22 protein-coding genes are annotated in these 24,267 nt (G+C 50.4%); 9 read left to right on the forward strand and 13 right to left on the reverse strand.

The window, feature by feature from the left end; translation table 11 throughout:
• Window positions 1–38 precede the first annotated feature (38 nt).
• Genes xerD through H6629_08655 form a run of 3 tightly spaced genes read right to left on the reverse strand, consistent with a single transcriptional unit; the run spans window position 39 to window position 2,050 of the window.
• A complete protein-coding gene (gene xerD / locus H6629_08645) occupies window positions 39–935 on the reverse strand; it encodes a site-specific tyrosine recombinase XerD (GenBank protein MCB9067860.1) in 897 nt (298 codons plus the stop codon).
• Window positions 936–975: 40 nt separating this feature from the next.
• A complete protein-coding gene (locus H6629_08650; protein ID MCB9067861.1) occupies window positions 976–1,605 on the reverse strand; it encodes an MBL fold metallo-hydrolase in 630 nt (209 codons plus the stop codon).
• A gap of 1 nt (window position 1,606) precedes the next feature.
• A complete protein-coding gene (locus H6629_08655) occupies window positions 1,607–2,050 on the reverse strand; it encodes a hypothetical protein (GenBank protein MCB9067862.1) in 444 nt (147 codons plus the stop codon).
• A 344-nt stretch (window positions 2,051–2,394) separates the two neighbouring features.
• Here H6629_08655 and H6629_08660 point away from each other — a divergent pair, with 344 nt between their 5' ends.
• Complete coding sequence (locus tag H6629_08660) at window positions 2,395–2,766, forward strand: response regulator (GenBank protein MCB9067863.1); 372 nt, start codon at window positions 2,395–2,397, stop codon at window positions 2,764–2,766.
• A gap of 99 nt (window positions 2,767–2,865) precedes the next feature.
• On the opposite strand, the gene H6629_08665 is transcribed toward H6629_08660, so the two are convergent.
• Complete coding sequence (locus H6629_08665) at window positions 2,866–3,075, reverse strand: hypothetical protein (GenBank protein MCB9067864.1); 210 nt, start codon at window positions 3,073–3,075, stop codon at window positions 2,866–2,868.
• A gap of 214 nt (window positions 3,076–3,289) precedes the next feature.
• On the opposite strand from H6629_08665, the gene H6629_08670 reads away from it, so the two are divergent.
• Window positions 3,290–4,447, forward strand: coding sequence for a homogentisate 1,2-dioxygenase (locus H6629_08670; GenBank protein ID MCB9067865.1), 1,158 nt, complete (start codon window positions 3,290–3,292; stop codon window positions 4,445–4,447).
• Window positions 4,448–4,502: 55 nt separating this feature from the next.
• Here the strand turns inward: H6629_08670 and H6629_08675 are convergent, their stop codons facing one another.
• The 6 genes from H6629_08675 to tatC form a co-directional block, all read right to left on the reverse strand.
• On the reverse strand, window positions 4,503–6,029 hold the full coding sequence (locus H6629_08675; protein ID MCB9067866.1) for a sigma-54-dependent Fis family transcriptional regulator: 1,527 nt from the start codon (window positions 6,027–6,029) through the stop codon (window positions 4,503–4,505).
• Between the two features lie 87 nt (window positions 6,030–6,116).
• Window positions 6,117–6,554: a cupin domain-containing protein gene (locus tag H6629_08680; GenBank protein ID MCB9067867.1), complete on the reverse strand. Its 438-nt coding sequence runs from the start codon at window positions 6,552–6,554 to the stop codon at window positions 6,117–6,119.
• Between the two features lie 143 nt (window positions 6,555–6,697).
• On the reverse strand, window positions 6,698–7,216 hold the full coding sequence (locus H6629_08685; protein MCB9067868.1) for a rhodanese-like domain-containing protein: 519 nt from the start codon (window positions 7,214–7,216) through the stop codon (window positions 6,698–6,700).
• 42 nt (window positions 7,217–7,258) lie between these two features.
• Window positions 7,259–9,076, reverse strand: coding sequence for a hypothetical protein (locus tag H6629_08690; GenBank protein ID MCB9067869.1), 1,818 nt, complete (start codon window positions 9,074–9,076; stop codon window positions 7,259–7,261).
• Between the two features lie 110 nt (window positions 9,077–9,186).
• Complete coding sequence (locus H6629_08695; GenBank protein ID MCB9067870.1) at window positions 9,187–10,164, reverse strand: polyprenyl synthetase family protein; 978 nt, start codon at window positions 10,162–10,164, stop codon at window positions 9,187–9,189.
• Between the two features lie 37 nt (window positions 10,165–10,201).
• Window positions 10,202–11,041: a twin-arginine translocase subunit TatC gene (gene tatC, locus H6629_08700; protein MCB9067871.1), complete on the reverse strand. Its 840-nt coding sequence runs from the start codon at window positions 11,039–11,041 to the stop codon at window positions 10,202–10,204.
• A 119-nt stretch (window positions 11,042–11,160) separates the two neighbouring features.
• Here tatC and H6629_08705 point away from each other — a divergent pair, with 119 nt between their 5' ends.
• From H6629_08705 to H6629_08715, 3 genes are all read left to right on the forward strand, one after another.
• A complete protein-coding gene (locus H6629_08705; protein ID MCB9067872.1) occupies window positions 11,161–11,892 on the forward strand; it encodes a UDP-2,3-diacylglucosamine diphosphatase in 732 nt (243 codons plus the stop codon).
• Between the two features lie 122 nt (window positions 11,893–12,014).
• Complete coding sequence (locus H6629_08710) at window positions 12,015–12,308, forward strand: hypothetical protein (GenBank protein ID MCB9067873.1); 294 nt, start codon at window positions 12,015–12,017, stop codon at window positions 12,306–12,308.
• A 48-nt stretch (window positions 12,309–12,356) separates the two neighbouring features.
• Window positions 12,357–13,925: an NAD(P)H-hydrate dehydratase gene (locus H6629_08715; protein MCB9067874.1), complete on the forward strand. Its 1,569-nt coding sequence runs from the start codon at window positions 12,357–12,359 to the stop codon at window positions 13,923–13,925.
• A 44-nt stretch (window positions 13,926–13,969) separates the two neighbouring features.
• On the opposite strand, the gene H6629_08720 is transcribed toward H6629_08715, so the two are convergent.
• A complete protein-coding gene (locus tag H6629_08720) occupies window positions 13,970–14,866 on the reverse strand; it encodes a lysophospholipid acyltransferase family protein (GenBank protein ID MCB9067875.1) in 897 nt (298 codons plus the stop codon).
• A 181-nt stretch (window positions 14,867–15,047) separates the two neighbouring features.
• On the opposite strand from H6629_08720, the gene H6629_08725 reads away from it, so the two are divergent.
• The 4 genes from H6629_08725 to alr all read left to right on the forward strand — a co-directional run bounded on the left by H6629_08725 (window position 15,048) and on the right by alr (window position 21,460).
• Complete coding sequence (locus H6629_08725) at window positions 15,048–16,859, forward strand: peptidyl-prolyl cis-trans isomerase (protein ID MCB9067876.1); 1,812 nt, start codon at window positions 15,048–15,050, stop codon at window positions 16,857–16,859.
• A 103-nt stretch (window positions 16,860–16,962) separates the two neighbouring features.
• A complete protein-coding gene (locus H6629_08730; protein MCB9067877.1) occupies window positions 16,963–18,219 on the forward strand; it encodes a DUF1015 domain-containing protein in 1,257 nt (418 codons plus the stop codon).
• Window positions 18,220–18,355: 136 nt separating this feature from the next.
• Window positions 18,356–20,149, forward strand: coding sequence for a hypothetical protein (locus H6629_08735; protein MCB9067878.1), 1,794 nt, complete (start codon window positions 18,356–18,358; stop codon window positions 20,147–20,149).
• A gap of 123 nt (window positions 20,150–20,272) precedes the next feature.
• Window positions 20,273–21,460, forward strand: a complete 1,188-nt coding sequence (gene alr / locus H6629_08740; GenBank protein ID MCB9067879.1) for an alanine racemase — start codon at window positions 20,273–20,275, stop codon at window positions 21,458–21,460.
• A 53-nt stretch (window positions 21,461–21,513) separates the two neighbouring features.
• On the opposite strand, the gene H6629_08745 is transcribed toward alr, so the two are convergent.
• Window positions 21,514–22,482 (reverse strand): aldo/keto reductase, encoded by a 969-nt coding sequence (locus H6629_08745; protein MCB9067880.1) that lies wholly within the window; start codon window positions 22,480–22,482, stop codon window positions 21,514–21,516.
• A 178-nt stretch (window positions 22,483–22,660) separates the two neighbouring features.
• Window positions 22,661–24,244 (reverse strand): aldehyde dehydrogenase (NADP(+)), encoded by a 1,584-nt coding sequence (locus H6629_08750; protein ID MCB9067881.1) that lies wholly within the window; start codon window positions 24,242–24,244, stop codon window positions 22,661–22,663.
• Window positions 24,245–24,267: the final 23 nt, after the last annotated feature.

A 24,267-nucleotide genomic window follows, 5' to 3' on the forward strand; every position in this document is an offset into this window, starting at 1 on the left:
AATTCAATTTAAGAAATTAAGAGAAAGGTGTCAAACGCTTATCCGCGCGGGTGGAAGGTCTTGTATTCTTCCCGCAGATATTGCCGGTTAACGTGGGTGTAAATTTGGGTGGTTGAGATATCTGAATGTCCGAGCATTTCCTGAACGGCGCGCAAATCTGCCCCGTTTTCCAGCAGGTGCGTGGCGAAAGAGTGCCGGAAAATATGCGGATACACCCGTTTGCTGATGCCGGATAAATCCACATATTTTCGCACGATGTTGTAAATGCCCATCCGCGAAAACGGCTTGCCGAAGCGGTTCAAAAATAGCTGGCTTTTGGATTCCAGCCCTTTTGCCACCATCGGGCGGGTAATGGCGATGTAGCGTTTTGTCCACACCAGCGCTTCCGCGCCAACCGGAACGATGCGCTCTTTACTGCCTTTGCCGAGTACGCGCAGCAATTCTTCGTCGAAAAAAACGTGCTCAATTTTCAACCCGATCAGTTCGGAAACGCGCAGTCCGGCGCCGTACAGCACTTCCAGCATGGCGCGATCGCGAACGCCGTCGGATGTTTCGATATCCGGCGATTCCAAAATTTCGATTACTTCGTCCACGGTCAGCACTTCCGGTAGTTTGCGGGCCAAACGGGGTGTTTCCAGCAGTTCCGTCGGGTTTTTGCCGGTGATGTTTTCCAGAATCAAAAATTTGTGAAAGGTGCGGATCGATGAATAATTGCGGGCAACGCTGCTCGCGGAAAGCCCCAGATTGCTGAGTAATTCCGTGTAATCCTGGATTACGTGCAAATCAATCGCTTCCACGGATGCAATCTTGCGGCTGTCCAGAAATCCGAGATAGCGTTTCAAATCCACTTCGTACGATAGCGTGGTATTATCCGCCAGCCCTTTTTCCAGCGCGATGTGGTTCAGAAAGCTCTCTAAATAGGATTCCCAGGTCATTTTTTAAAGGATAAAGGGTGAAGGATGAAGGATAAAAAAATTAACCCTGAACAAACGGGTTGTGCTGTTTTTCGTAGCCGACGGTGGTTGACGGACCGTGACCGTTGTATAACGTCATGCTGTCCGGGAGGGTGTAAATTTTTTCACGGATGGTGGTTTCCAGGGTTTGATACGAGCCGCCGGGAAAATCTGTCCGCCCGATGCCTTGCCGGAAAATGACATCACCGACAAACGCAATATTTTGCGCCCGCTCCACCAATGTAATATGCCCGGATGAATGTCCCGGCGTGAACAGCACCTCAAAATTCAGGTTGTCCAGCGAAACGGTGTCGCCTTCGCGGAGTGTGCGATCGGGCGGCGGCGATGTTAAATGAACGCCCATGAACATCGATAAATTCAGGCTTGGATCGCTCAGATACGGCACTTCTTTTTCGCCAATGATCAGCTTCGCACCGGTTGCTTTCACAATCGCTTCGTTACCGGCGATGTGATCGCCGTGTCCGTGCGTGTTGATCAAATATACTAATTCGAGTTTCAGTTGGTCAATTTTTCGAAGGATGGATTCGGTATCTTCGCAGGCATCTATTAATATGGCTTTGGTTGAGCCATCGGCATGAACGAGGTAGTTGTTCACGCCAAACATGCCCAGCGAAAGCGTGTGGATCTGCATTTTATTCACCATCGGGAATGAGGTGTTCGGCAACGGAAAGCGCAATGCCGGACATCATTACTTCCGGTGCAAGTGTCGTAAAATCGCCGGATAGAATTTTGTTGTCCAGATTGGCATAGATGGAGCAGCCGGCGCCGCGTTCCACGATCAGCCCGGAGAGGCGACCCTGGTATTCGCTGATGAACACCACTTCGCCCAGCGAATCGCTGATGACAAATCCGGTGCAAAAATGCAGCTGGATGTGCGAGTTCATCGTGTAAACCGATATCAGATTTCCGGTATCATCGCCGATGGGAATATCCGCAAAAATTTCCAGCGACAGCTTGCGCTTTTCTTTTTCATTTTCGATGACGAAACGGTGTTTGTCGGCGCGATCCACATATTTTGCACCGAGCACTTTGCATATTTCATCAAAATTCTTTTGCGTAAACTGAAATTTTTTCAACCTTCGGAACTCCTTTGTTGCCAGTTTTCCGGCGTCTGTAACTATCCGTAATGCGTAACCGGTCATCGCGTTAACGCGACAGCAACGAAAATTTATTAAAAAAAGCCTGTTTCTCCAAATGCAAATTGTTCTGCATGTCCTGAATATTACGAAACAGCACTGCAAAAGTTAAAACAAAAGTTTTAAAAATCTGTGATTCCGCCATAAACGAAAGGCTTTATTTTTTGTAGAATGGTTCGATAATAATGGACAGCCGCAAATATCCCCAAACAACTGTTCTGCAATTGTGTTGTAAAGCGGGTGCGGTCTGAAATTTTTTGATACAAGGATGTGCAGAGTAAATTATGGCGCAAATATTAGTTGTAGAAGATGATATAACCGGACAAGAATTGTTGATCGACGCGTTGATGGTGTTTGGTCATACGGTTATTGCTGCGGAAAACGGTGCGCAGGGATTGCAACTGTATCGCAATAATTTCTTTGATCTAGCGATTGTCGATATGGAAATGCCCGTAATGAACGGTTTAGAAATGATCCGGGCAGTTCGGGAGGAAGACACCGATTTTCCGGTGATTGCCGTTACCGGCTATTCGCATATTTATCTGGCGATGGAAGTGCTCAGCCTCAACGTGGAAGCGTTTCTCAAAAAGCCGTTGAACTTGAAAGAGCTGGCGCAAATTATCGAAGGTATTTGCAGCCGCCACAACGCATATTGATTTTTCTGAGGCAAAAAGCCTAACCCACCAAAATTCTGATAATCAACAGAATCCGCGCTGAAAATTGCCATAAACCCGGCAAGATTCAGCGGTGCAGCGTCAACTAAATTTGCGTTCGAACAGCCATTTCGGCACTTTAATTTTGATGGTTCCGTTATCGCTGGTTATCTGGATGCGGTCTTTGGGGAGCCACGCGCTTTGGCGATTCCATTCGATCAACACGCCGGTGGGCGTTTCGTAATTAATTTCCGGCACTTCGATTTCAACTTTTCTGCCGGCAAATAACAGTTTTTCCAGTCGCTCTTTCATGGAATTCCCTTTCCATTTAACGTCCCTGTTGCTGAGCTAATGCTGGAAATGATCGGCAAATGTTTGCAGAAAGTTAACACTGCTTTAGCGAGTTCCGCTTGCAAATCCAGCAATCATTACCGATCTTTGTATTACGCGACGAATTGAAAATATTTTATGCTTTCCGGATTGCTAAATGCAATTACGGATTATAGTTAACACAGGAGGATAAATCATGCCATTTTATGTGCATCGCGGCGAAATTCCATCCAAACGGCACATTCAGCACCGCACCAAAACGGGCGATTTGCTGCACGAAGAACACGCCAGCCGGGAAGGCTTTTCCGATATTTACAGCAATTTGTATCACCTGCGCCCGCCGACGCGCATTGCGGAAGTGGGTAAATTTAGCCCGTTTTCGCTGAAACCGGCGGAGGACCGGGTGCACCGTCACCGCCATTTGCGAACCTTCAATTTTGAGCCGAAAGGCAATTGGGTGAGCGGTCGCCGCGCGATTTGTTATAACAACGATGTGGCAATGTTCACCGTGCGTCCGGCGGAATCGGCCGAATTTTTCTACCGCAACGGGATGAGCGATGAGGTGATTTTCGTGCATCAGGGCACCGGCGAAATGCACAGTTATTTTGGCAAGCTGGCGTTCGGTCCCGGCGATTACATTGTTGTGCCGCGCGGCGTGCTCTATTCGTTCGATATCCACACGGACGACAGCAGATTTCTGATCATCGAATCCGCCGGACCGGTGGAGCCGCCGAAGCGTTATCGCAACGAATACGGTCAGTTGTTGGAGCATGCGCCGTTTTGCGAACGCGATTTCCGCGTGCCGGAATTTGTCGAACCGCAAAATCGCGAAGGCAAATTCCCGTTTTTGTTGCGCACGATGGACGGCTTTCAGGAATACCAGTTTGCACAGCACCCGTTTGATGTGGTTGGCTGGGACGGATTTTACTACCCGTGGATTTTCAACATCCGCGATTTTATGCCCATCACCGGGAAAATCCACATGCCGCCGCCGATTCACCAAACTTTTCAGGCGCCCGGATATGTGATTTGCTCGTTCTGTCCGCGACTGTTTGATTACCACGAGCAGTCGATTCCCGCGCCGTATAATCATCATAATATTGATAGCGATGAAGTGCTCTATTATGTGGAAGGCGATTTTATGAGCCGCACCGGTGTGGAACTCGGGTCGATCACCATTCACCCGTACGGGCTGGCGCACGGTCCGCAACCGGGCAAATACGAAGGCTCCATCGGCAAAAAGGAAACCGATGAATACGCGGTAATGCTCGATACCTTTCGTCCGCTGATTCCCGCGCAGGATTCGCTGCTGGTGGATGACCCGGATTATCCGTTAAGCTGGTTGGAAAAATAATTCTGAAATGCAGGGCACGGCGTAACGTGCCCTTTTTTTGCTGAACGCGCGGAAATCACGACGGCTTTTCGATGCCCAATTTCTCCATTTTGTATCGAATCGCCCGCTCGGAAATTTGCAAGGCCCGCGCTGCTTTCGACTGGTTCCAGTCGTTGGCGACGAGCGCCTGCCGGATCAGCGAAACCTCGGTTTCTTCCAGCGTTTCCTGCAGGCTTTTGCGGATATCGTGGGCATCCTGCGTAAATGTCAAATCTTTGTATTCTTTCCGGAATTCTTTCGGCAAAATGGACTCGTCCAGCACCACCATTTCCGGCGCTGCCAGCGTCACCAGTCGCTCCACAAAATTTTCCAATTCGCGAATATTACCCGACCAAACCCGCAATTGCATGTAATCCAGCAGCCATTCGTGAAAGGATTCCGCCTGTTTTTTCTGCTGATCAGCAAATTTTTTCAGGAAATGATTGGCCAGCAACGGAATGTCATCGCGGCGCTGGTTGAGCGTGGGCACGTCGATGGGATAGACGTGCAGCCGGTAAAACAGGTCTTCGCGGAATTTCCCGGCATCGACCATCTGCCGCAAATCGCTGCTGGATGCGGAAATGATGCGCACATCCACCTTGCGCGGTTTGTTGCTGCCGATCACCCGGATTTCTCCTTCCTGCAGTACCCGCAACAATTTCGATTGCATATCGAACGGCAAATTGGCGATTTCATCCATAAAAAATGTGCCGCCGTTGGCTTCCTCGATCAACCCTTTTCGGTCGTAATTCGCACCGGTGAACGCGCCCTTCGCATGCCCGAACAGCTCGCTTTCGATGAGATTTTCCGGGATCGCGCCGCAATCGATTGCCACAAACGGGCGGTTGTGACGGCTGCTGAATTGGTGGATCGCTTTGGCGATTTTCTCTTTTCCCGTGCCGCTTTTGCCCTGCAACTGCACCCGGACATCACAACGCGCTGCCGCTTCGATGGCTTTGAGCAACTCCACATACGGTTTGCTTTTGCCGAGCATTCCGAGCGCTTCGTATTTGCCGACCAGCGCAGAGTCGGGAATTTGTTTGTCAAAATAGGACTGGATTTTTTGCACATTGTCCAAAAACGGCGCGGCAATGGCGGCCATCTTTTCGAGCAACGCGAGATCGTTTTCGGCGAATGCGCCGCCGTCGGTTTTGTCGATCAGCAGCAGGCAGCCGATGGCATTTCCGCTGATTTGCAGCGGTGCACACATCGCGGTTTTCGCGCCAAATTTTTGGGAAATTTCCGGTGCGAAGCGGTTGTCCGTCGCGATATCCGCGCTGAGCATGGCCTGTTTGTGCTTCAGCGACCAGCCGATCAGGTTGGTTTGCAGCAGCTTGTATCCCCGCGATTTTTCATCGCCGCCATCTTTGATGATGGTTTTCACCGTGTTTTGTGTGCCCGGATTGAGCATCACGATCGATGCGAGATTTGCGTTAAACACTCCCGTTGCGGTGGTGGAAACCACCCGCAAAATCTCTGAAAAATCGCTTTGCTGACCGAGCGCAACGGCTAATTCGAACAAGCTTTCAGTTTTTTGGGAATCAATCTGCATTCTGATATTCATTAAGAAAATTTGCGTAAGTTGCTGTTTTTACAGCTTTTCTAATATAACCAACAGATGATCAACAGGCAAACCATATCCACTGCACCATTAATCCACCGGAACGCGTACCGGTTTGCCTTTTTCGTGTACCCGGAACACGATGGCTTTCACGCTGCTTTCCCGCGTGATGGCGGTGTGCACCTGTTTGTAGGGAATTTTGAACACATCGCCGGCGTTGAGAATCACTTCCGGCTTGTCCTTTTGCCAAACGACTGCCGAGCCTTCCAGCACGTAAATAAATTCTTCGCCGTTGTGGTAGTGAATCGGCAAATTGGTGTTTGGCGGCGCTTCCACTGTCGAAACGATCACCTCGCCGCCGTCCCAGCTTTCCAGTTCTGTGCGGAGCAAATCGGTAAGTTTGGGTGCCGGATTATTCACGGTTTGTATCGTTGCGTGGCTGTGATCGTGGGCTTTTTCAGCGTGTTCGCAACCGGCGAAGAATGCGGTACACAACATCGCAAATCCAATAATAACAGATATTTTCATATTGCCTCCACATCATGGTTTTCAATTAAAATTTGGAAAATGACTGTGTGTTGAGAGGCAATTCATCAATTGCCTCTACGAATCTGCGGCAAAAATAATTAATGCGCAAATATCCGAAAAAACAACGGAAATTTTGGCGCGAATCAATCGCGTTTTTCGAGGAGTTGACCCCAATATCGGTCGAACGGATGGACGGAATCGGTGGCGCCGCTATCGTTTACTACGGTGAAACCGCTGTTGAACCAGCGGAAAATCCCGCCGCGCAGGTTGTAAATTTGTGAAACGCTATCCGCGAATTCGCTGTGCAGCAGTTTTTCCGCGATAATCGAGCTGCGTTTGCCAACCGAGCAGTAAAAAACGAGCTCTTTGTTTCTGGCGAGTTCGCCGAACTGCGCCCAAAATTTTTTTTCGGAGATGTCGGGATCGACGCGAACGGCGTTTTGCAGATGGCTTTGGTTGAATTCGTCGGGTTTTCGGGTGTCCAGCAGCAGAAAATCTGCGCCGGATGACTGCAATTGTTGCAGCAGCGAATCCGCCGAAATATTGGGAATCGGGTGGTCGTGCTCGATTTTTTTCTCGATCAGCGTCAGTGTAAACTGCCCAAACAGCAGCACCGGCAGCAGCAAAAACAACGCAAATCCAAATTTATTTATATGATTCATTTTTTATCCAATTGCACCGTGAGTTTGTCTAAGGGTATGTTTTTATTGCAATTGTCGCAGCCACGCTTCGCGGACGCGCTGTTGCGCCGGTGAAATCATGCCCGGCACGCTGAACAAATGGCGATCCTTTCGTTGCACTATTTCCGCGGTTCGCTGAATGCGTTTACCGTTGCGAACCAGTTGCAGCGGATAACGTTCGCCGATGTCCATTCGCGGCAGCAGCTCATCGTATAGCAGGCGCTGGTAATTTTCCGGTGTCACACGCCGATTGGCGATAGCCAGCAGCAGGTCATCTTTTTGCACATCAAATTTCGCCAGTTCGTCATCGATCCACAGGATGCGAACACCGCGCTCATCCGCTCCGGTGAAAAAACCGAAATCGTTTTCCGCCGGTTCGGAAAGCTTTGATTCTATGTAGTTTATCCCCACTTTTTCGAGCATTTCCGCATATGGCAGCGGCGCGTTTCCGATGATGTATTTTCGGATAAACGACTCAAATTCCGGTCCGCAATAATCGATCAAAATTTCGAAAAACTGATCCTCCGGCAACGGTCGCGATTTGCCGTAATCGAGGATCAGATCGTTGATGACATCCTGCAGCCCGCGCCGCCCGTCGGTGAGATCGATCAAATGAATATCCAGCAGCGCCGCCACCAGCGCGCCGCGACTGTAAACGTTGGCGTAATCGCGGGGATTGCCGCGCGATTGCAGACTCATATCGCTGAGGCTGGTTTCCGAGCCGAACAATGTTTCGCGAAAAATTTTCTGGCGAAAATCTTCTACAATATAATGACGCAAATCCTTCAGTCCGGCGCGAAGCTGAATAATATCCGACGCCCATTCGGTCACACCCTCGAAAAACCAGAGGTGCTGCGTCGGGCGCGATCGCAAAAAATCATCGATGCTGAGCGCGTCGCTGCGGATGGAAAAGGGAATAATCAGGTGAAAATATTCGTGCGCGATCACGTCCTGCACATCCACGCGAATCGTTTCGAGATCATCTTCCTCAAAAATAAATGCGCCGCTCTGCTGGTATTCCACGCCGCCGGCGAACAAATCCTCGAACACGAACAGCATCGTGTATTCCTCCAGCGGCAGGCGATCGTTCAAAAAATGATAGGTTGCGGTGATCACGTCGCGAACGTGCGGAAACAGGTGATCCGCCACAATTTTGTCGGTCTTCGAATAGCAGAACATGTGCACGTCGCTGCCCATCACGCGGTCGTGAACTTCGGTGAGATAACCCGCCAGAATCGGCGATGTGAGCAGGTTGCCAAACGAGGTTGCGAGAAAATTTCCCGATCCATCCGGTTGCAGCGCGGTGCCGGTTTGCCAGCCGTCCGGCAAATTTATTTGTAGCTGAAGCGGCGATTTTTCCATCCCGCTGAGCATGCCGAACACGCCGCCACCGTTGATGAAAGCGTAATTTTCGTTGAGTGCGGTGCCGAGCATTTCCGGCGGACGCAGGTTTTCCGGCAAATCCCGGGTGTCGTCAATTTGATAACGGATGGTCGTCACTTCGGCAGGATTGAGCAGCCGCCACTGCGTCGCACCAATTCGCTGAACCGGGGAAATTTGCCCGTTGGCATCAAACGCAGAGAGGTTGCGGATCATCTGCCCGAAATCGATGCCGCGCCACGATCCGCCGGGGAAAAATTGCAGCGTATTATTAATGTATGTCAGGCTGTCGAACTGCATCGTCACGGAAAAACGGTCGTTTGCCGTGTCAAAATCGAGCAAAATATTGTAGCGAACCGCTTCCGGCTCGACCGGTGCGTTTTGCTGCGGAACCGTCGCGGCGCAACCGGTGAGGAATATTGTGAACGCTGTAAATATCTGTAAAATAACGATTTTCATCATTTGTTTGGACGGCGATTGTGAAGGTTTTATGACAGGATGAACAGGATTCTTCAAATTGAGAAAAAGTGAAGCGCAAAAACGATAGTTTCAGTCAGAAGAAAGATTGTCGCTTATTTGGAGCGATTGACCACAAAATCCGCCAGATCGATCAGCGATTGTTTTGCGGGTGTTTCGGATAACGGCGCCAGCGCAGCAACCGCTTTGTCTTTGATTTCAAACGACTTATCGCGGGCGTTTTCCAATCCGTTGTAGCGATTCACAAAATCGAGAATGTATCCCAAATCTTTTTTCGCCGCGCCGTTTTTGATCATTTTGGTAATTTTTTTCTTCTCTTTGTCATCCGCGGAACGGAATGCGCAGAGTACCGGCAACGTGATTTTTTTATCCTGCAAATCCGCCAGCGCCGGTTTGCCCAAAATGCCGCTGCTGGCTTCGTAATCGAGCAAATCATCTTTGATCTGAAATGCCAGCCCGAGCTGCTCGCCGTAATCGCGGAGGGCGAAACGCTGTTCCGGAGTAGCGCCAACGGTCAGCGCGCCGAGTTCGCAGCATGCGGAAATCAGCGATGCCGTTTTGTCGCTGATCAGCCGGAAATAATCGTCTTCGGTAGTATCGCCGCTGCGGGATTTTTGGAGCTCGAAAATTGCGCCCTGAATCAGCCGTTTCGCGACGGTGGCAACGGTGTTCATGATTTCCAAACTGCCGGTGTCCGTTGCGGCGATGAGCGATTTGCTGAGCAGGTAATCGCCCATCAAAATGGCGACTTTATTTTTCCATATTTTATGGATGGTGGCGATGCCGCGCCGCAGTTCCGCTTCGTCCAGCACATCGTCGTGCACCAGCGATGCCGTGTGCAACAGCTCCACAACCGCCGCAGTTGCATAAGTTGATTCTGTTGCCGGTGCAACCGCCCGTGCAGAAACCAGCACCAGCGCGGGACGAAATTGCTTGCCTTTGTGTTTGACCACATATTTGGCAACTTCGTCAACCAGTTTTATGTCGGAGCGCATAATTTCGGCAAAGTGCGCATCAAATTTTTCAAAATCCCCGGAAAACTCCCGAAAAATATCTTTTAAACCTTTTTTCAAACCGTCGTACCTGTCTTATCAGCACGGGAAATCGCTGCTACTGTTCTTGGGATGGCAGATCCTCGCCTGCTTCGCGTTTTTTCAATTCTGCCAGATATTGTTGTTCCTCTACTCCGGCGCGGTGTTTGGCATTTTTTTCGACACGCCCGGCGATAAAAATGGAAAATTCATACAGCAACACCAGTGGAATACCCAAAAAAATCTGGGTGACCGGATCTGGCGGTGTCAGCAATGCGGCTGCAACAAAAATGCCCACAATCGCGTGGCGGCGATAATTGCGCATGCCTTCTTTGGTGATCAGCCCGATTTTCGCCAAAAAATAGCTGATCACCGGCATTTCGAAAACGATGCCGAACAGGAACATCAGCCGGATGGCAAAACCGATGTAAAAATCGATAGCAATATTGGCGCTGATATCCGCAGGTGCCAGTCCCACAAAAAAATTCAGCGCAAAGGGAACGATGACAAAATAGGCAAACGAAAGCCCGACCATAAACAACGTTGTCACCGAAATCATCAGCGGCAGAAAATAACGCTTTTCCCGTTGGTGCAATCCCGGGGAAATAAAACTCCACAACTGTTGAAAAATAAGCGGCAGCGCCAGCGCCAGCCCGCCAAAAAAACCGATTTCCAGATAAACAATCAGCATCCCCTGAACTTTCAGGAATTGGAAAATGAGCGGCGGATCCAGCTGGCTGGCAGGATATGTCAGAATCTGCAAGATGTCCTGCGCAAAAATGAAACAGACAATCATCCCGGCGATCAAGCCGATCAGCGACCGGAAAACCACCCAGCGAAGTTCTTCCAGATGTTCCAGAAACGGCATTTCCTGCGTTGGCGGCGGTACTTTACGAACAGGCATTTTTCCCTCAATCATTACCGATTCAATTCAAATGATTAATTTAAACGATGCCCGTAAAAAAAGGAAACGTTTGTTTTTATTTCGCTGCTGTTTTTCTAAATTGGGCACGGTAAAAAATCAGCGAACAAAAGCGTATGGGCAAAACATTTTTCTTTTCGGATGTCCATTTGGGCACCAACGATGCAGCGGCAGAAGCGCACAAACAGCGGCAATTGCTCGCTTTTCTGAAACACGTTTCGGAAAATGGCGAGCGATTGTTTATCATGGGCGACCTGTTCGATTTCTGGTTCGAATACCGGACGGTTATTCCGCGCGGATACATGGCCGTGCTCGGCGCACTGAGCCAACTGAAAGAGAATGGTATCGATTTGCACTACGTTGCCGGCAACCACGATTTTTGGGTGCGCGATTTTTTAACCGAGGAAATGGGATTCAACATGCATTTCGATCCCATCGAATACGAGATCGCCGGGAAGCGCTTTTTTTTGCACCACGGCGATGGCGTGGCGAAATTTGACAAAGGCTACCGGCTGATGAAACGGGTGTTCCGCTATCCGCCGAACATCTTTTTGTATAGCCTTCTGCATCCGGATATCGGTATTCCGCTGGCAAAATGGGTCGCGAACCTCAGCCGGAATCATCAAAAAGACCGGGAAGTGGACGACCGCGATTATCGGGAACTGGCACAGGAAAAATTTCGGGAAGGCTGCGATTACGCCATTTTCGGACACTTGCACCAGCCCATTTTGGCGGAATTGGACGGCGGCGTTTACATGAATTTGGGCGATTGGATGCGCCATTTCACCTACGCTGTTTTCGATGAACAATCGCTGAAATTACACCATTGGCCAACGGAGGCGGAGTAGCAGCGATACTTTCCGCTTGTTTGCGCGGGCGTAATTCATAATATTTCAAACAGAAAAATGACACAACAGTGCGGTTTTGCGCACGATATGATTTTTTAATTACATCTCGAAAGGAGTTGGCAATGGCAGAAACAATTGACGAAATTACCATTGATTGGGAAGAAGACAATATTCTTAAAGTGAAAGAATTGGACAAAGTGGTGCTCACCAAAGGCGCGTGGTCTACCATTTTATTCCGTTATCAGCAATGGGACGATGCAAAAGAGCAGTACAGCGCAGATATGTACACGATCCGTCGCTACCGGAAAAGCCAGGGCGTGTATCGCCAGCAATCCAAATTCAATATTTCCAACGCTGCGCAGGCGCAGAAAATTGTTGAAGCGTTGACCCAATGGATCGAAAATCCGCAAGAATAGCCAGGGAACCGGAACCGCAAACAGCATTGCGAACAGGAGCAAATTGCCATGATTAAAGTTGTAACAGCCGAAGAAATGCGGGAAAAAGACCGCTTTACCATCGAAAAAATTGGTGTACCGGGCGTTGTGTTAATGGAAAATGCCGGCGCAGCGGTTGCCAGGGTAATAATGCGGGAGTTGAACGGCGTGGCAGACCCGCTGGTGCATGTGATTTGCGGAAAAGGAAATAACGGCGGCGATGGTTTTGTAATCGCGCGCCACCTCTGGAACGAAGGCGTTTATGTGCGTGTGTTTTGTATTGCCCCGGCAGAACAGCTCACCGGCGATGCAAAAATTAATTACACCATCCTCAAAAATATGAAAATGCCCATCGAGCACATTGGGAATGTAACCGAATTGCGCGAGCTGGAGCATGAACCGCCGGATATTTTGGTGGATGCTTTGCTGGGCACCGGCGTTCGCGGAGCCGCCGAAGGATTTGTTTCGGAAGTGATTGATTTTATTAATCATAATATCGAAACCCGGGTGGTTGCGGTGGATATTCCCTCCGGACTGGATGCCAATTCTGCCGAAGTTGCCGGCAGCGCTGTTCGCGCGGATTTGACCGTTACAATGGCGCTTCCCAAACGCTGCCATGTATTGTATCGCGCCAAAAATTATGTCGGGCAATTGTATATCGCAGATATTGGTATTCCGCCGTTTGTGCTGAATATGGGCGATGTAAAAGTGGAAATGCTGGAAGCGAAAGATATTGTGCTGCCCTTCCGTTTCCCGGATTCCCACAAATACGAATGCGGCAAAGTGGGCGTACTGGCTGGCTCCAAAGGTTACACCGGCGCCGCAGCGTTGGCTGCGCATGCAGCCATGAAAATCGGTGCGGGAATGGTTGCGCTGGCAGTGCCGGAAAGCATCAACGCAGTCATGGAGCAAAAACTCACCGAAATTATCACCCGTCCGTTGCCGGAAACGCCCCATCAAACCATCGGAACGGAAAGCATTTCAGAGATTCGCGAATTGGTGAATTGGTGCGATGTACTGGCTATCGGTCCCGGGCTCGGGCGCAGCCAACATGTGCAGGACGCCGTAATCGAAGTGCTGAAAATGTGCGACAAACCCGTGGTTATCGACGCGGACGCGCTGTTTGCGGTTGCCAATCACCCCGAAATTTTGACGGAATACGGCAACAAAAATTGGGTGCTCACGCCGCATCTCGGTGAATTTTTGCGATTTTTCCCGGATGAAGATAAGCGCTCGCTGTATAATTATCGCATCGAACGGGCTCAGGATTTTGCCAAAACCTACGGCGTTACGTTGCTGCTAAAAGGCGCACCTGCGATGGTTGCGTTGCCGGATGGACAAGTTTACCTCAACCCCACCGGCAATGCCGGATTGGCCAGCGGCGGCACCGGCGACGTGCTCACCGGATTTGTTGCCGGATTGCTCGCGCAGGGCTTCGATCCGGACGAAGCCGCATACACCGCCAATTTCCTGCACGGCTACACCGCCGATGTCATTTTGGAAAAAGAAACCACCTACACCATTCTCGCCAGCGACCTGATCGCCAATTTGGGCGTGGCGATCAACAAGTTCAGCAAGGAAAACGAACACAGCCATTGATTTATTGAAGGTTGAAAATAGACGTTTGCAGCAAATAAAAACAATTACTCCGGCTTGGTTTTCCAGCGACGGTGCAGCCACAAATACTGCTCCGGAAATTGCCGGACAGCTTTTTCCAGCTCCGCGGTAAACGCCGCGGTAACGGCGGTCAGGTTTTCCGTTGAAATTTCCCCGTTTGTCGGAACGTTGATTTCTTTGAACCGGCAGCGATAATTGAACAGCCCATCCCGAACACAATACCCGAAAACCAGCGGTGCGCCGCTCCGCAAATGCAGCAATGCCGCACCCACCGGCGTCGATGCCTGCTGATTCAAAAACTGCACGAAAACCCCTTTTTTGCCGGCATCCTGATCGCACAGCAGCCCGGAAAACCGCTTTTTTTTGATGTTGACCAAACAGTTTTCGATGGCGCCGCGAGTGTAGGTCATTTCCAGTTGCCAGCGTTTGCGCATATCGATCACATGTTTATCAATATAATGATTGCGCTGTTTTTTGATGATGCCCATCCCGCCGGGAAAATATTTGGCTGCCAAATATGCTGCAATCGTTTCCCAATTGCCAAAATGTCCGGTGACCAGCACAAATCCTTTTCCGCCATAGGATTTTACCAGTCGTTGCATCGTATCGGGCTGGTCAAATTGCATCATCGATTCCAGCTTGGGCAAATCCCAACTCGATATTTTCATAAATTCCAGCATCAGCATGGCAAAATGACGATAGGATTCGCGGGCGATGCGCATTCGTTCCGCGACCGGTTTTTCCGGAAATGCCCGCGCCAGGTTTTCCAGCGCCACCTTGCGCCGGTATTTCAGCACACTGAATCCCAAAAATGCCAAAAAACTTGCCAGCGCTTCAATGGCAAATCCCGGCAAAATATGAATCAGTTTTTCGATGCCCCGAAACAGCAGGTACTCAATATAATATTTGCGATCGTTGCTCAACGCGTTCCTCTTTTTGCCAAAAAATACGCCCGATCTACCGAAAATCAAATCGCAAATTCCGGTTGGTCTTCCAAAAAACTTGATTAATTTTATTTGATTTCTATATTGCGACGGCGTAAATTAAGAATCTGTACGTTATTATTTGTAAACATCTTAGGTATTATTGAAGGAGATCCCCCTTATGATGGGAAAAATGCGTGACATGACGAAATGGATTCTGTATATCCTGATTCTGGCCTTTGTCGGTTTAATGGTGATTGAATGGGGCGCGGATTATTCCGGGCTTATGCAGCAACAGCAATCCGTCGTCGGCGAAATTAACGGCGAAGAAGTTTCGTTACAGCAATACACAATGGCAGTCAGCAACGCCCGTGCAATGGAAGAACGGCGCACCGGCAACACGCTGGATGAAGCCGCAGTCGCAGATTTGCGCGACCGTGTTTGGGAAGAACTGGTTCAGCGCGTAGTGTTGAAAACACAGCTTGAAAAAATGGATATTTCCGTAACCGATGACGATGTAACCAACTACATCCTTAATTCGCTTACCCAACAATACAGTAACGATCCGAACTTCCAGACCAACGGACGGTTTGATCGCGACAAACTGAATCAGGTGCTCACACAGCCCGAAAACGCAAATTTGCTGATCAGCATGGAATATCAGGCAAAAGAAGATTTGCCTTATGCCAAACTGGTGGACCTGATCAACGCTTCGGTAATTGTAACCGAACAGGAACTGCGCGATGAATTTGCACAGACCAACCAAAAAGCGAAAATTGATTTTGTCGGCGTTGCCACAACGGCATTCCGCAACGATTCGCTAAACATCAGCGATGCGGACCTGAAAGCGTATTACGACAAAAATAAAGACGATTTCAAAGTAGAAGAAACCCGCAAACTGAAATATGTGTTCTTCTCCAAAACGCCTACAGCAGAAGATTCCGCACGTGTTGTTGATGCCATCAACCAGTTGAAAGCGGAAGCAGAATCCGGCAAGGATTTCGCAACGCTGGCGTTAACCGAATCGGAAGATCCTTCTGCGCAAACCAACAGCGGCGATCTCGGTTTTTTTGATCGTAACGCGATGGTAAAAGAATTTGCAGATGCCGCATTTTCCGCCGAACCCGGCACATTTGTTGGCCCGGTGCAAACCCGTTTTGGCTTGCACCTCATTCACGTTATCGAGAAAAAAATGGAAGATGGTGTGGAAAAAGTTCACGCCGCGCACATCCTCAAAACATTTGAAGCCGGAATCGGAACGATCGACGAAGCGAACAATAACGCCAACGGATTTGTCAGCGCTGTCGAAAACGATGGCTTTGAAGCCGTCGCCAAAAACCGCAACCTGACCCCGCAGGAAACCGCCGCATTTTCCCACAACCGCAACGGACAAATTCCCGGCGTCGGTCGCCAAACCGCGGCAATGAACTGGGCATTTTCGAGCGAAAAAGGCAGCGTTTCGGAAGTGTTTTTCACCGATAACGGCAACTACGTATTCAAAATAGAAGACATTATTCCGGCAGGTTTCCGTCCGTTGGACGAAGTGAAAACCGCCGTCAAACGCCGGGTCGAAAACGAAAAACGCATGGCGTTGGCTAAAGCGCATGCCGAACAACTTTCTGCAAAAGTGCAGAGTGGTGCCAGCTTTACGGACATCGCCGCAGGCGACGAAAAAGTGACCGCAGATACGACCGATTATTTCACCAAAAATATTTTTGTTCCGAAAATCGGGCGTGCGCCGGGCATTATCGCCGCTGCGTTTAGTCTGGAAATCGGGCAAACCTCCGGTTTGATCGAAACCGATCGCGGTTATTATTATGTGCGCGTAAAAGATCACACCGCGTTCGACGAGACCGCGTATGCCAATCAAAAATCCGCGCTGAAAAATCGTTTGCTGCAGCAAAAAGCCCGCTCGGTTTTTGACCAATGGTATCAGCAATTGAAAGAAGAAGCCACCGTGGTAGATAACCGTTTCCGTTTCTTCCGCGGATAAAACAGCATCACGATATCGATTTGCAAAACGAAAAAAGCGCCTTTTTTTAAGGGCGCTTTTTTTGTAGATTTCTCTCCCGAACAAGCTGCTAAAGGAGTTACCAATGGCTGACGTGAGACCGTTTCGCGGGGTGCGCCCCGTTCCCGAACTGGCGGAAAAAGTAGCCGCGCCACCTTACGATGTGCTGGATAGCGAAGAAGCCCGCGCACTCGCAGAAAACAATCCCTATACTTTTTTGCACATTAACAAACCGGAAATCGATTTGCCGGAAAATGTGGATATTTACGACGATCGCGTTTATCAAAAAGGTGCGGAAAATTTGCGCCGCTTTATCGCCGAAGGCACCATCGTGCAGGATGCGCAGCCCTGCTTTTATGTGTATCAGCAAATAATGGATTCGCACAAACAAATTGGCGTTGTTGCCCGCGCATCGGTTGCGGAATACGAACGCGATCTTATTAAAAAACACGAGCTTACGCGTCCCGATAAAGAAGATGACCGGGTGCGGCATATCGATACCCAAAATGCCCAGGTCGGACCGGTTTTCCTGACGTATCCGGCAAATCCGGCAATTGACAAATTTGTGGCTGAAGTGGTTTCCGGAAAGCCAACCTACGATTTTACAGCGGATGACGGCATCCAGCACACATTGTGGGTGGTTAGCGATACCAATCGCGTGGCGGAATTGCAGGCTGCATTTGCCACGGTTCCCGCGCTGTATGTTGCAGACGGACACCACCGCTCTGCTGCGGCAATGCGCATTAAACAAATGCGTCAGGCTGCCAATCCTAACCACACAGGCAACGAGCCGTATAATTTTTTTCTGACGGTTATTTTTCCGCACAAACAAATGCAGATTCTGGATTACAACCGGGTGGTGAAAGATTTGAACGGGCGCAGCAGCAGCGAATTTATCGAAAAAGTTACCCATTTATTTGAGTTGACGCCGATGCCCGAAGGCGTGCGATACAAACCGGAACATGCCCACACCTTCGGCATGTATTTCGAAAAAAAATGGTACAAGCTTGAAGCCAAACCCGGCACATTTGACGAAAGCGATCCGGTTCAGCGGCTGGATGTGAGCATTTTGCAGGAAAATTTGCTGACGCCGTTATTGGGCATCAAAGATCCCCGGAAGGATAAACGCATCGATTTTATCGGTGGAATACGCGGGTTGGCAGGTTTGGAGAAACGTGTAAATAGCGGAAATTGGTCGGTTGCGTTTGCCATGCACCCAACATCAATTGAAGAATTAATGGCCATTGCCGATGCCAACCAGATTATGCCGCCCAAATCGACCTGGTTTGAACCAAAGTTGCGCACCGGACTGGTTATCCATTTGCTGGATGGCGAGTTGTAATTCGCAGAGAGAAGCACCGCTCGGCCGGAATCGCACTGGATTCCGGCAAATGATTGAAAGTGATCCGTGGATTAACAAGGTATTGCCGCTATCACCGAATTCACGATTGGTAAATTTACCTTAACGCCTGGCGCAAATGACCGTTTTTGTTCCCATTTCTAATCAACTGAAAAAATTGAATTTAAGCCTGCTTTTTTTGCTGACTGCATCGCTTTTTTCGATATACGGACAAACGCAAACAGCAGCAGCTCCGGCACCTCCCGATACGGCACGAATTGAAATTTACCAACCCATTGAACACAAAGGCGTGCTCAACGAGCCGGAAATCCGCGCCTATCAATCGGATCTCTGGCTGATCAATTTTGCCAATCGCGGGCGGATTGGCAGCAGCGCCTGGCGCGGAATGCCCGCCGGATTTTCCAATTTCAATTATGCGGGAAACCGGCTGCAAAATCCCGTTACCGGATTCTGGAACGAGCAGTGGCTGCCCCATTACCAGATCGGTGAACGCCGCCGGAAATTTGGCAGCGATGTTGAATATTTACAACAGGTTGAGCCGCTCAGCCGCAAGCCGGAAACGCGAATCATTTATTCGCAGGATTACCTGACCGGCATATCGTTTGTGGACATTAATTTTGCCAGATACTGGAGCCCGACAAACTTTGTCCAGCTTTCCGGCAACAATTTTTTGGGCGAAGAATCGGATATCGGTAAAAAATATCAGGTGAACACCTATCGCGCCCGGGTGCATTGGGAATATACCCGCTGGAAATGGGATGCGTATTACTGGCAAATGCGCCAGTTATCCAACGTTTTTTCTTTGGTTTCGTCGGTTCAGGGTGAGAGCGTTACTGCAAAATTAAAATCTATCGGGCATGTGATGTGGTTGCGCGGACAATGGCGGATGAGCGAGCGCGATTCGCTGGAAATTGTGCCCTCATATATTGCCGTGGAAGACCGGCTGACGCCGATTAGCGCAACATTTGACAGGCGTAATATTCGTTATAAAATCGGGCAGCTAAGCGCAACATTTACAAGAAATTATAGCGGCGGAAATTTTGGTTTTTCCGCGCTGCCGCAAATCTACCGAAACGAACATTTTGTGCATCCCGCCAAACGCACGGAAAGCACGTTCCGTGGCAACGCATTTTGGGAATCTGCGGATAGCAGCAAAGAAATCCGGTTGGAAGCCGGAGGTTTTTACGCTTCCGCCAGTGGCGCTTTGCCGGAAGCGCAGGCGGTTTTTGCCAAAAAATGGGCGGGCGGGCGGCAAATCGGGTTGCGCGTTTTTTCCGGCGGGCAGCCGGTGCCGTTAATCTGGCGAACGGTTGGCGCAGATTCGCTGCCGCGATTTTCCGGAGAAAATCCCATCCGGAAAACCGGTGTTTCCGGCATTGCCGAATTTGCTTTGGGCAGCAATCTGGATGTGCGGATCGAGCCGTTTTTTATGCGCACGGATAATTATCCGGTGTTTCTCGATGGCAATCGCTGGCAAATCCAAACTATTGAAAATTATGGGTTTCGGGCAAACGCCGGCACAAAAATCTGGCGATTCTGGGTCAACAACGATTTTACATGGAACGCCAATTACAAAGAATCATTTGCGCCGCAAATAAAAAATGTCACCACGCTGAAAACCAGCGTTTCGCTGTTCAATAATGCACTGCGGCTGGACGGCATTTTGGATTGGCGGGTGCTCGGCGAATATTATCCGCTGGATTTTCAGCCGCAGCTGTATGCGTTTTCGCCGATGCCGGCGGCGGTCGGTCCGCACGCGATCAGCGATGCCCGGATTCAAGCCCAGTTTCGCGATGCGACGCTGTTTTTTATTTGGGAAAATTTGTTGTCCACGGATTATTTTATCATCAACGGAACGCTGGAACAGTTGATCATTTTCCGGCTGGGCATCGATTGGCTGTTGTTCAATTAAGCACGGATAAAAGGGGAAAAGGACAAGGGGTAAGCTGCTGTTATTATGTGATTTCTATCTGAAATTACATCTGCCCGATCCCGCACATTCCATCATTATTTTGGTTGAAAAAGGACGTCGTTCATGGTTGAACGCAGGTTTTTAGACAACACATGGATCGAGATTTCGGAAGCCGCATATGCCCATAATTTGCAATTTTTTCGCAAAATTATCGGTTCGCGCCCGGAGCTTTCGGTGGTGATCAAGGCCAATGCCTACGGTCACGGATGGCAAACCATTGCCCGTTTGGCAATCAAACATCAGGTTGATTCCTTTTGTGTGCACTCACTGAACGAGGCGTTGAAATTGCGCCACGCCGGGTTCACCCAAAATATTCTGGTGATGGGACATGTGCCGCTGAATTGTCTGGAAGAAGCGGTGCGCCACAATTTGCGGCTGGTTGTTTACAACAAAGAAACCGTGGAACAGTTGCACGATATCACGAATCATATTCACATGCTTACCCGGATTCATTTGAAGCTGGAAACCGGCACCTTTCGCCAGGGCGTCATGCAGGAAGATTTACCGTGGTTTTTTGAAAAATTGAAACACACGCCGCGCGTGATGCTGGAAGCGGTGTACACCCATTTTGCCAACATCGAAGATACCACCAGCCACGATTATGCCGAATATCAGCAGTATTGTTTCAACAAAATTGTGCAGCTCATTCGCAGCGACGGATTCCCGATTCTCAAAAAACACGCTGCCTGCACTGCCGCCGCGCTGCTGTTTGGCGATACTCATTTTGATATGGTGCGGCTGGGCATCGGGCAATATGGGTTTTGGCCATCGCGGGAAACGCTGATATCGTTTCGCGAAAAATACAAATTGCAACCGGAAGATACCCCGAAACCGGTGCTCACCTGGAAAACCCGTGTTTCGCAGGTCAAAACGGTGCCGCGCGATAACACTATTGGCTACGGCCGAACGTTCAAAACCACCCGCGATACGACAATTGCCGTGCTGCCTGTCGGCTATTCCGATGGCTATGACCGGCAAATTTCCAACCAGGGATACGTGTTGATTCACGGAAAACGCGCCGCCATCCGCGGCAGAATTTGCATGAATTTGATGATGGTGGATGTGACCGATATTCCCGGTGTGGCGTTGGAAGATGAAGTAGTGCTGATCGGCAAACAGGGCGAGGAGCAAATTACCGCGGAGCAACTTGCCGAGTGGAGCAACACCATTCATTACGAAGTGATTGCCCGGATTAATCCGGAAATTCCCCGCATCACCGTCGATCCGGTGGTAGATGATGACGAGGAATAGTGCAGCCTGTCGCTACGAAAAAAATCCTGCCTGTGCAGGAATGACCGAAAATGTTACTTCTCCCCAAAAATTTCCGCAAACAACCCGTCAATATTTTCCAAATCAGATGCAGAGATTTGCCAGCCGCCGCCGCCGATATTTTTAGCGATCTGCTCCGGTTTTCGCGCGCCGGCGATAGCCGCAGTCACCGTTTTGTGACGGAGCACCCACGCGATTGCCAATTCTGCAAGCGATTTCCCGTAACCTTCCGCAATCGGTCGGATAGCGTCGACAAATGTCAGCGTTTGCCCAAATTTCGGTTCTTTGAAAAACGGATTGTTTTGGCTGCGCCGCCAATCGTCTTCGGCGAGCGTTTCCAGAAAATTCGCTGAAAATTTACCGGTGAGCAATCCGCTTTGCAGCGGGCTGTACGCGACGATGCCCACTTTGTTATTGGCGCACCAACCTAAAATGCTCGATTCGATATCGCGATTGATCATGCTGTACGGCGGCTGCAGCGATTGCACCGGCGCAATTTTCTGGCAGCGCATCAGCAGCTCCGTGCCGAAATTGCTCACGCCGATGTAGCGCACTTTTCCCGCTTCCGCCAGCCGGGTCATTTCGCCCCAACTGTCCTCCACCGGAACAGCATTGTCCGGCCAGTGAATTTGATACAAATCGATCACGTCCGTTTGCAGGCGTTTCAGGCTGGCGTCGCATTCCCGGCGGATGCTTTCCGGGCGATTGTTCCGGGCAACACGTCCGTGATTGTCCCAAACCAGTCCGCATTTTGTGGCGATGAACACCTCGTCGCGGAAAGATTTTACGGTTTCGCCGATCAGTTTTTCACTGTGCCCGAGTCCGTACACCGCCGCCGTGTCGATCCAGTTGATGCCGCTGTCCAGCGCCGTGCGGATGGTTCGGACAGATAGCATGTCATCCTGCTCGCCCCAACCATACGCCCACTGCCCGCCGATTGCCCACGCGCCCAACCCGATTTCCGAGAGCATCGGGCCGTTTTTTCCGAGTTGACGTTGGTTCATTTTATTCCGTTGTTTTCAATTGTTTTTATCGCTGATGGACGCAAAAAAATTCTGGATATCTTTGTTTTTGGTTATGCCCGAAAGTTTCTATCGGACATCTTTTGTCGAATTGTGGATTCCCGCTTAAATACTGCGGGAATGACAAATCGGGGCGAAACTATAAAATTCGCGACAAATATTAAAAACTATCCTTCGTCCATTTGCCGTTTAGCATGCGCCAGATGCCCAGCGGATTTTCGTTGTGCAACGCCGCCGGAAGCTGGTGTTTCGGGAAATTCTGGTAGCTCACCGGGCGCAGGAAACGGTAAATCGCGGCGGTGCCGACAGAGGTCGAACGGCTGTCTGTGGTTGCGGGGAACGGGCCGCCGTGCACCATCGAGTGGCATACTTCCACGCCGGTCGGGAATCCGTTGAAAATCAGCCGCCCAACTTTGCGCTCCAGAATCGTGATCAGATCATGCCATTTGCCGAGCTCGTTTTCCGTGCCGTGAATGGTTGCGGTGAGGTGTCCGCCGAGATTTTCGGCAATCGCCAGCAATTCCTCGCGGGAATCGCAGCTGATCAAAACGGACGACGGACCGAACACTTCCTCTTCCAATCGCGGATGGTTGATAAACGTTTTTCCGCTCGCGCGGAGCAATCGCGGCATGCCGTGACAATCGTTATCGCCACTGCCGCCGTTGGCCAGCAGGCGCACATCTTCGATCGAGCTGATTGCTTTGATGCCCGATTCGTACGCGGATTTGATGCCGCGATGCAACATCGTTCCCGCCGGTTTCCCGGAAATCGCGGTTGCGGCAAGTTCAGAAAAAACATCGAATTGGGAGTCCTGCAAACCCAACACTAGTCCGGGATTTGTGCAAAATTGCCCGACGCCGAGCGTTACGGAATCCGCCAGACCCGTGGCGATTGCTGTGGTGCGTTCCGCCATTGCTTCCGGTAAAATGAACACCGGATTGGTGCTGCCCATTTCCGCATAAACCGGGATCGGTTCGGGACGTGCCGCTGCCATATCGAACAGCGCTTTGCCGCCACGGAACGAGCCGGTAAACCCGACTGCTTTGATGGCTGGATGTTTCACCAGCGCCTCGCCAACGGTGAAATTGCTGCCCTGTACCATCGAAAAAACGCCTTCCGGCATGCCCGTTTTTTGGGCGGCTTTTTGCACAGCCAGCCCAACCAGTTCAGAAGTGCCGGGATGCGCCGGATGCCCTTTCACCACCACCGGGCAACCCGCCGCAAGTGCGGATGCGGTATCGCCGCCGGCAACGGAAAATGCCAGCGGAAAGTTGCTCGCGCCAAATACAGCAACCGGTCCGATCGGCTGGTTCAGCATGCGGATATCCGGTTTTGGCAGTGGCTGGCGATCCGGCTGTGCGGTTTCGATGCGCGCACCGAGCCACGAGCCATCGCGAACCACCTGTGCAAACAGCTTCAACTGTCCCATTGTTCTGCCGCGTTCGCCGGTGATGCGGGCTTCCGGCAAGCCGGTTTCCTGCATCGCCCGTTGAATCAGCGCATCGCCGAGGGCCAGAATTTCATCGGCAATCGCTTCCAGAAATGCGGCGCGTTTGGAATGCGGCGCGTTCCGGTATTTGTCGAAACAGTTGCGGGCCAGCTCAACAGCGGCGTGCACATCTGCGGCGCTGCCTTCGGCAAAATGGGTCGGCAGCAATTTGCCGGTTTGCGGATCGGTCGCCTGAAATGTATCTGATGTTGTGCTTTTCTGTTGAAATCCGATGATGTGTTTGCCTGTGAGCATGGTTTCCCTCGCTGTTGGTTTTG

This window comes from Calditrichia bacterium, from assembly GCA_020634975.1.
Taxonomy (GTDB): Bacteria; Calditrichota; Calditrichia; order RBG-13-44-9; family J075; genus JACKAQ01.

Excerpts from the sequence above, each read along its gene's own strand:
- xerD (MCB9067860.1), bottom strand. The coding sequence starts at position 935 with ATGACCTGGGAATCCTATTTAGAGAGCTTTCTGAACCACATCGCGCTG.
- H6629_08650 (MCB9067861.1), bottom strand. The coding sequence starts at position 1,605 with ATGCAGATCCACACGCTTTCGCTGGGCATGTTTGGCGTGAACAACTAC.
- H6629_08660 (MCB9067863.1), top strand. The coding sequence starts at position 2,395 with ATGGCGCAAATATTAGTTGTAGAAGATGATATAACCGGACAAGAATTG.
- H6629_08665 (MCB9067864.1), bottom strand. The coding sequence starts at position 3,075 with ATGAAAGAGCGACTGGAAAAACTGTTATTTGCCGGCAGAAAAGTTGAA.
- H6629_08670 (MCB9067865.1), top strand. The coding sequence starts at position 3,290 with ATGCCATTTTATGTGCATCGCGGCGAAATTCCATCCAAACGGCACATT.
- H6629_08675 (MCB9067866.1), bottom strand. The coding sequence starts at position 6,029 with ATGAATATCAGAATGCAGATTGATTCCCAAAAAACTGAAAGCTTGTTC.
- H6629_08680 (MCB9067867.1), bottom strand. The coding sequence starts at position 6,554 with ATGAAAATATCTGTTATTATTGGATTTGCGATGTTGTGTACCGCATTC.
- H6629_08685 (MCB9067868.1), bottom strand. The coding sequence starts at position 7,216 with ATGAATCATATAAATAAATTTGGATTTGCGTTGTTTTTGCTGCTGCCG.
- H6629_08690 (MCB9067869.1), bottom strand. The coding sequence starts at position 9,076 with ATGATGAAAATCGTTATTTTACAGATATTTACAGCGTTCACAATATTC.
- tatC (MCB9067871.1), bottom strand. The coding sequence starts at position 11,041 with ATGATTGAGGGAAAAATGCCTGTTCGTAAAGTACCGCCGCCAACGCAG.
- H6629_08705 (MCB9067872.1), top strand. The coding sequence starts at position 11,161 with ATGGGCAAAACATTTTTCTTTTCGGATGTCCATTTGGGCACCAACGAT.
- H6629_08710 (MCB9067873.1), top strand. The coding sequence starts at position 12,015 with ATGGCAGAAACAATTGACGAAATTACCATTGATTGGGAAGAAGACAAT.
- H6629_08715 (MCB9067874.1), top strand. The coding sequence starts at position 12,357 with ATGATTAAAGTTGTAACAGCCGAAGAAATGCGGGAAAAAGACCGCTTT.
- H6629_08725 (MCB9067876.1), top strand. The coding sequence starts at position 15,048 with ATGATGGGAAAAATGCGTGACATGACGAAATGGATTCTGTATATCCTG.
- H6629_08730 (MCB9067877.1), top strand. The coding sequence starts at position 16,963 with ATGGCTGACGTGAGACCGTTTCGCGGGGTGCGCCCCGTTCCCGAACTG.
- H6629_08735 (MCB9067878.1), top strand. The coding sequence starts at position 18,356 with ATGACCGTTTTTGTTCCCATTTCTAATCAACTGAAAAAATTGAATTTA.
- alr (MCB9067879.1), top strand. The coding sequence starts at position 20,273 with ATGGTTGAACGCAGGTTTTTAGACAACACATGGATCGAGATTTCGGAA.
- H6629_08745 (MCB9067880.1), bottom strand. The coding sequence starts at position 22,482 with ATGAACCAACGTCAACTCGGAAAAAACGGCCCGATGCTCTCGGAAATC.
- H6629_08750 (MCB9067881.1), bottom strand. The coding sequence starts at position 24,244 with ATGCTCACAGGCAAACACATCATCGGATTTCAACAGAAAAGCACAACA.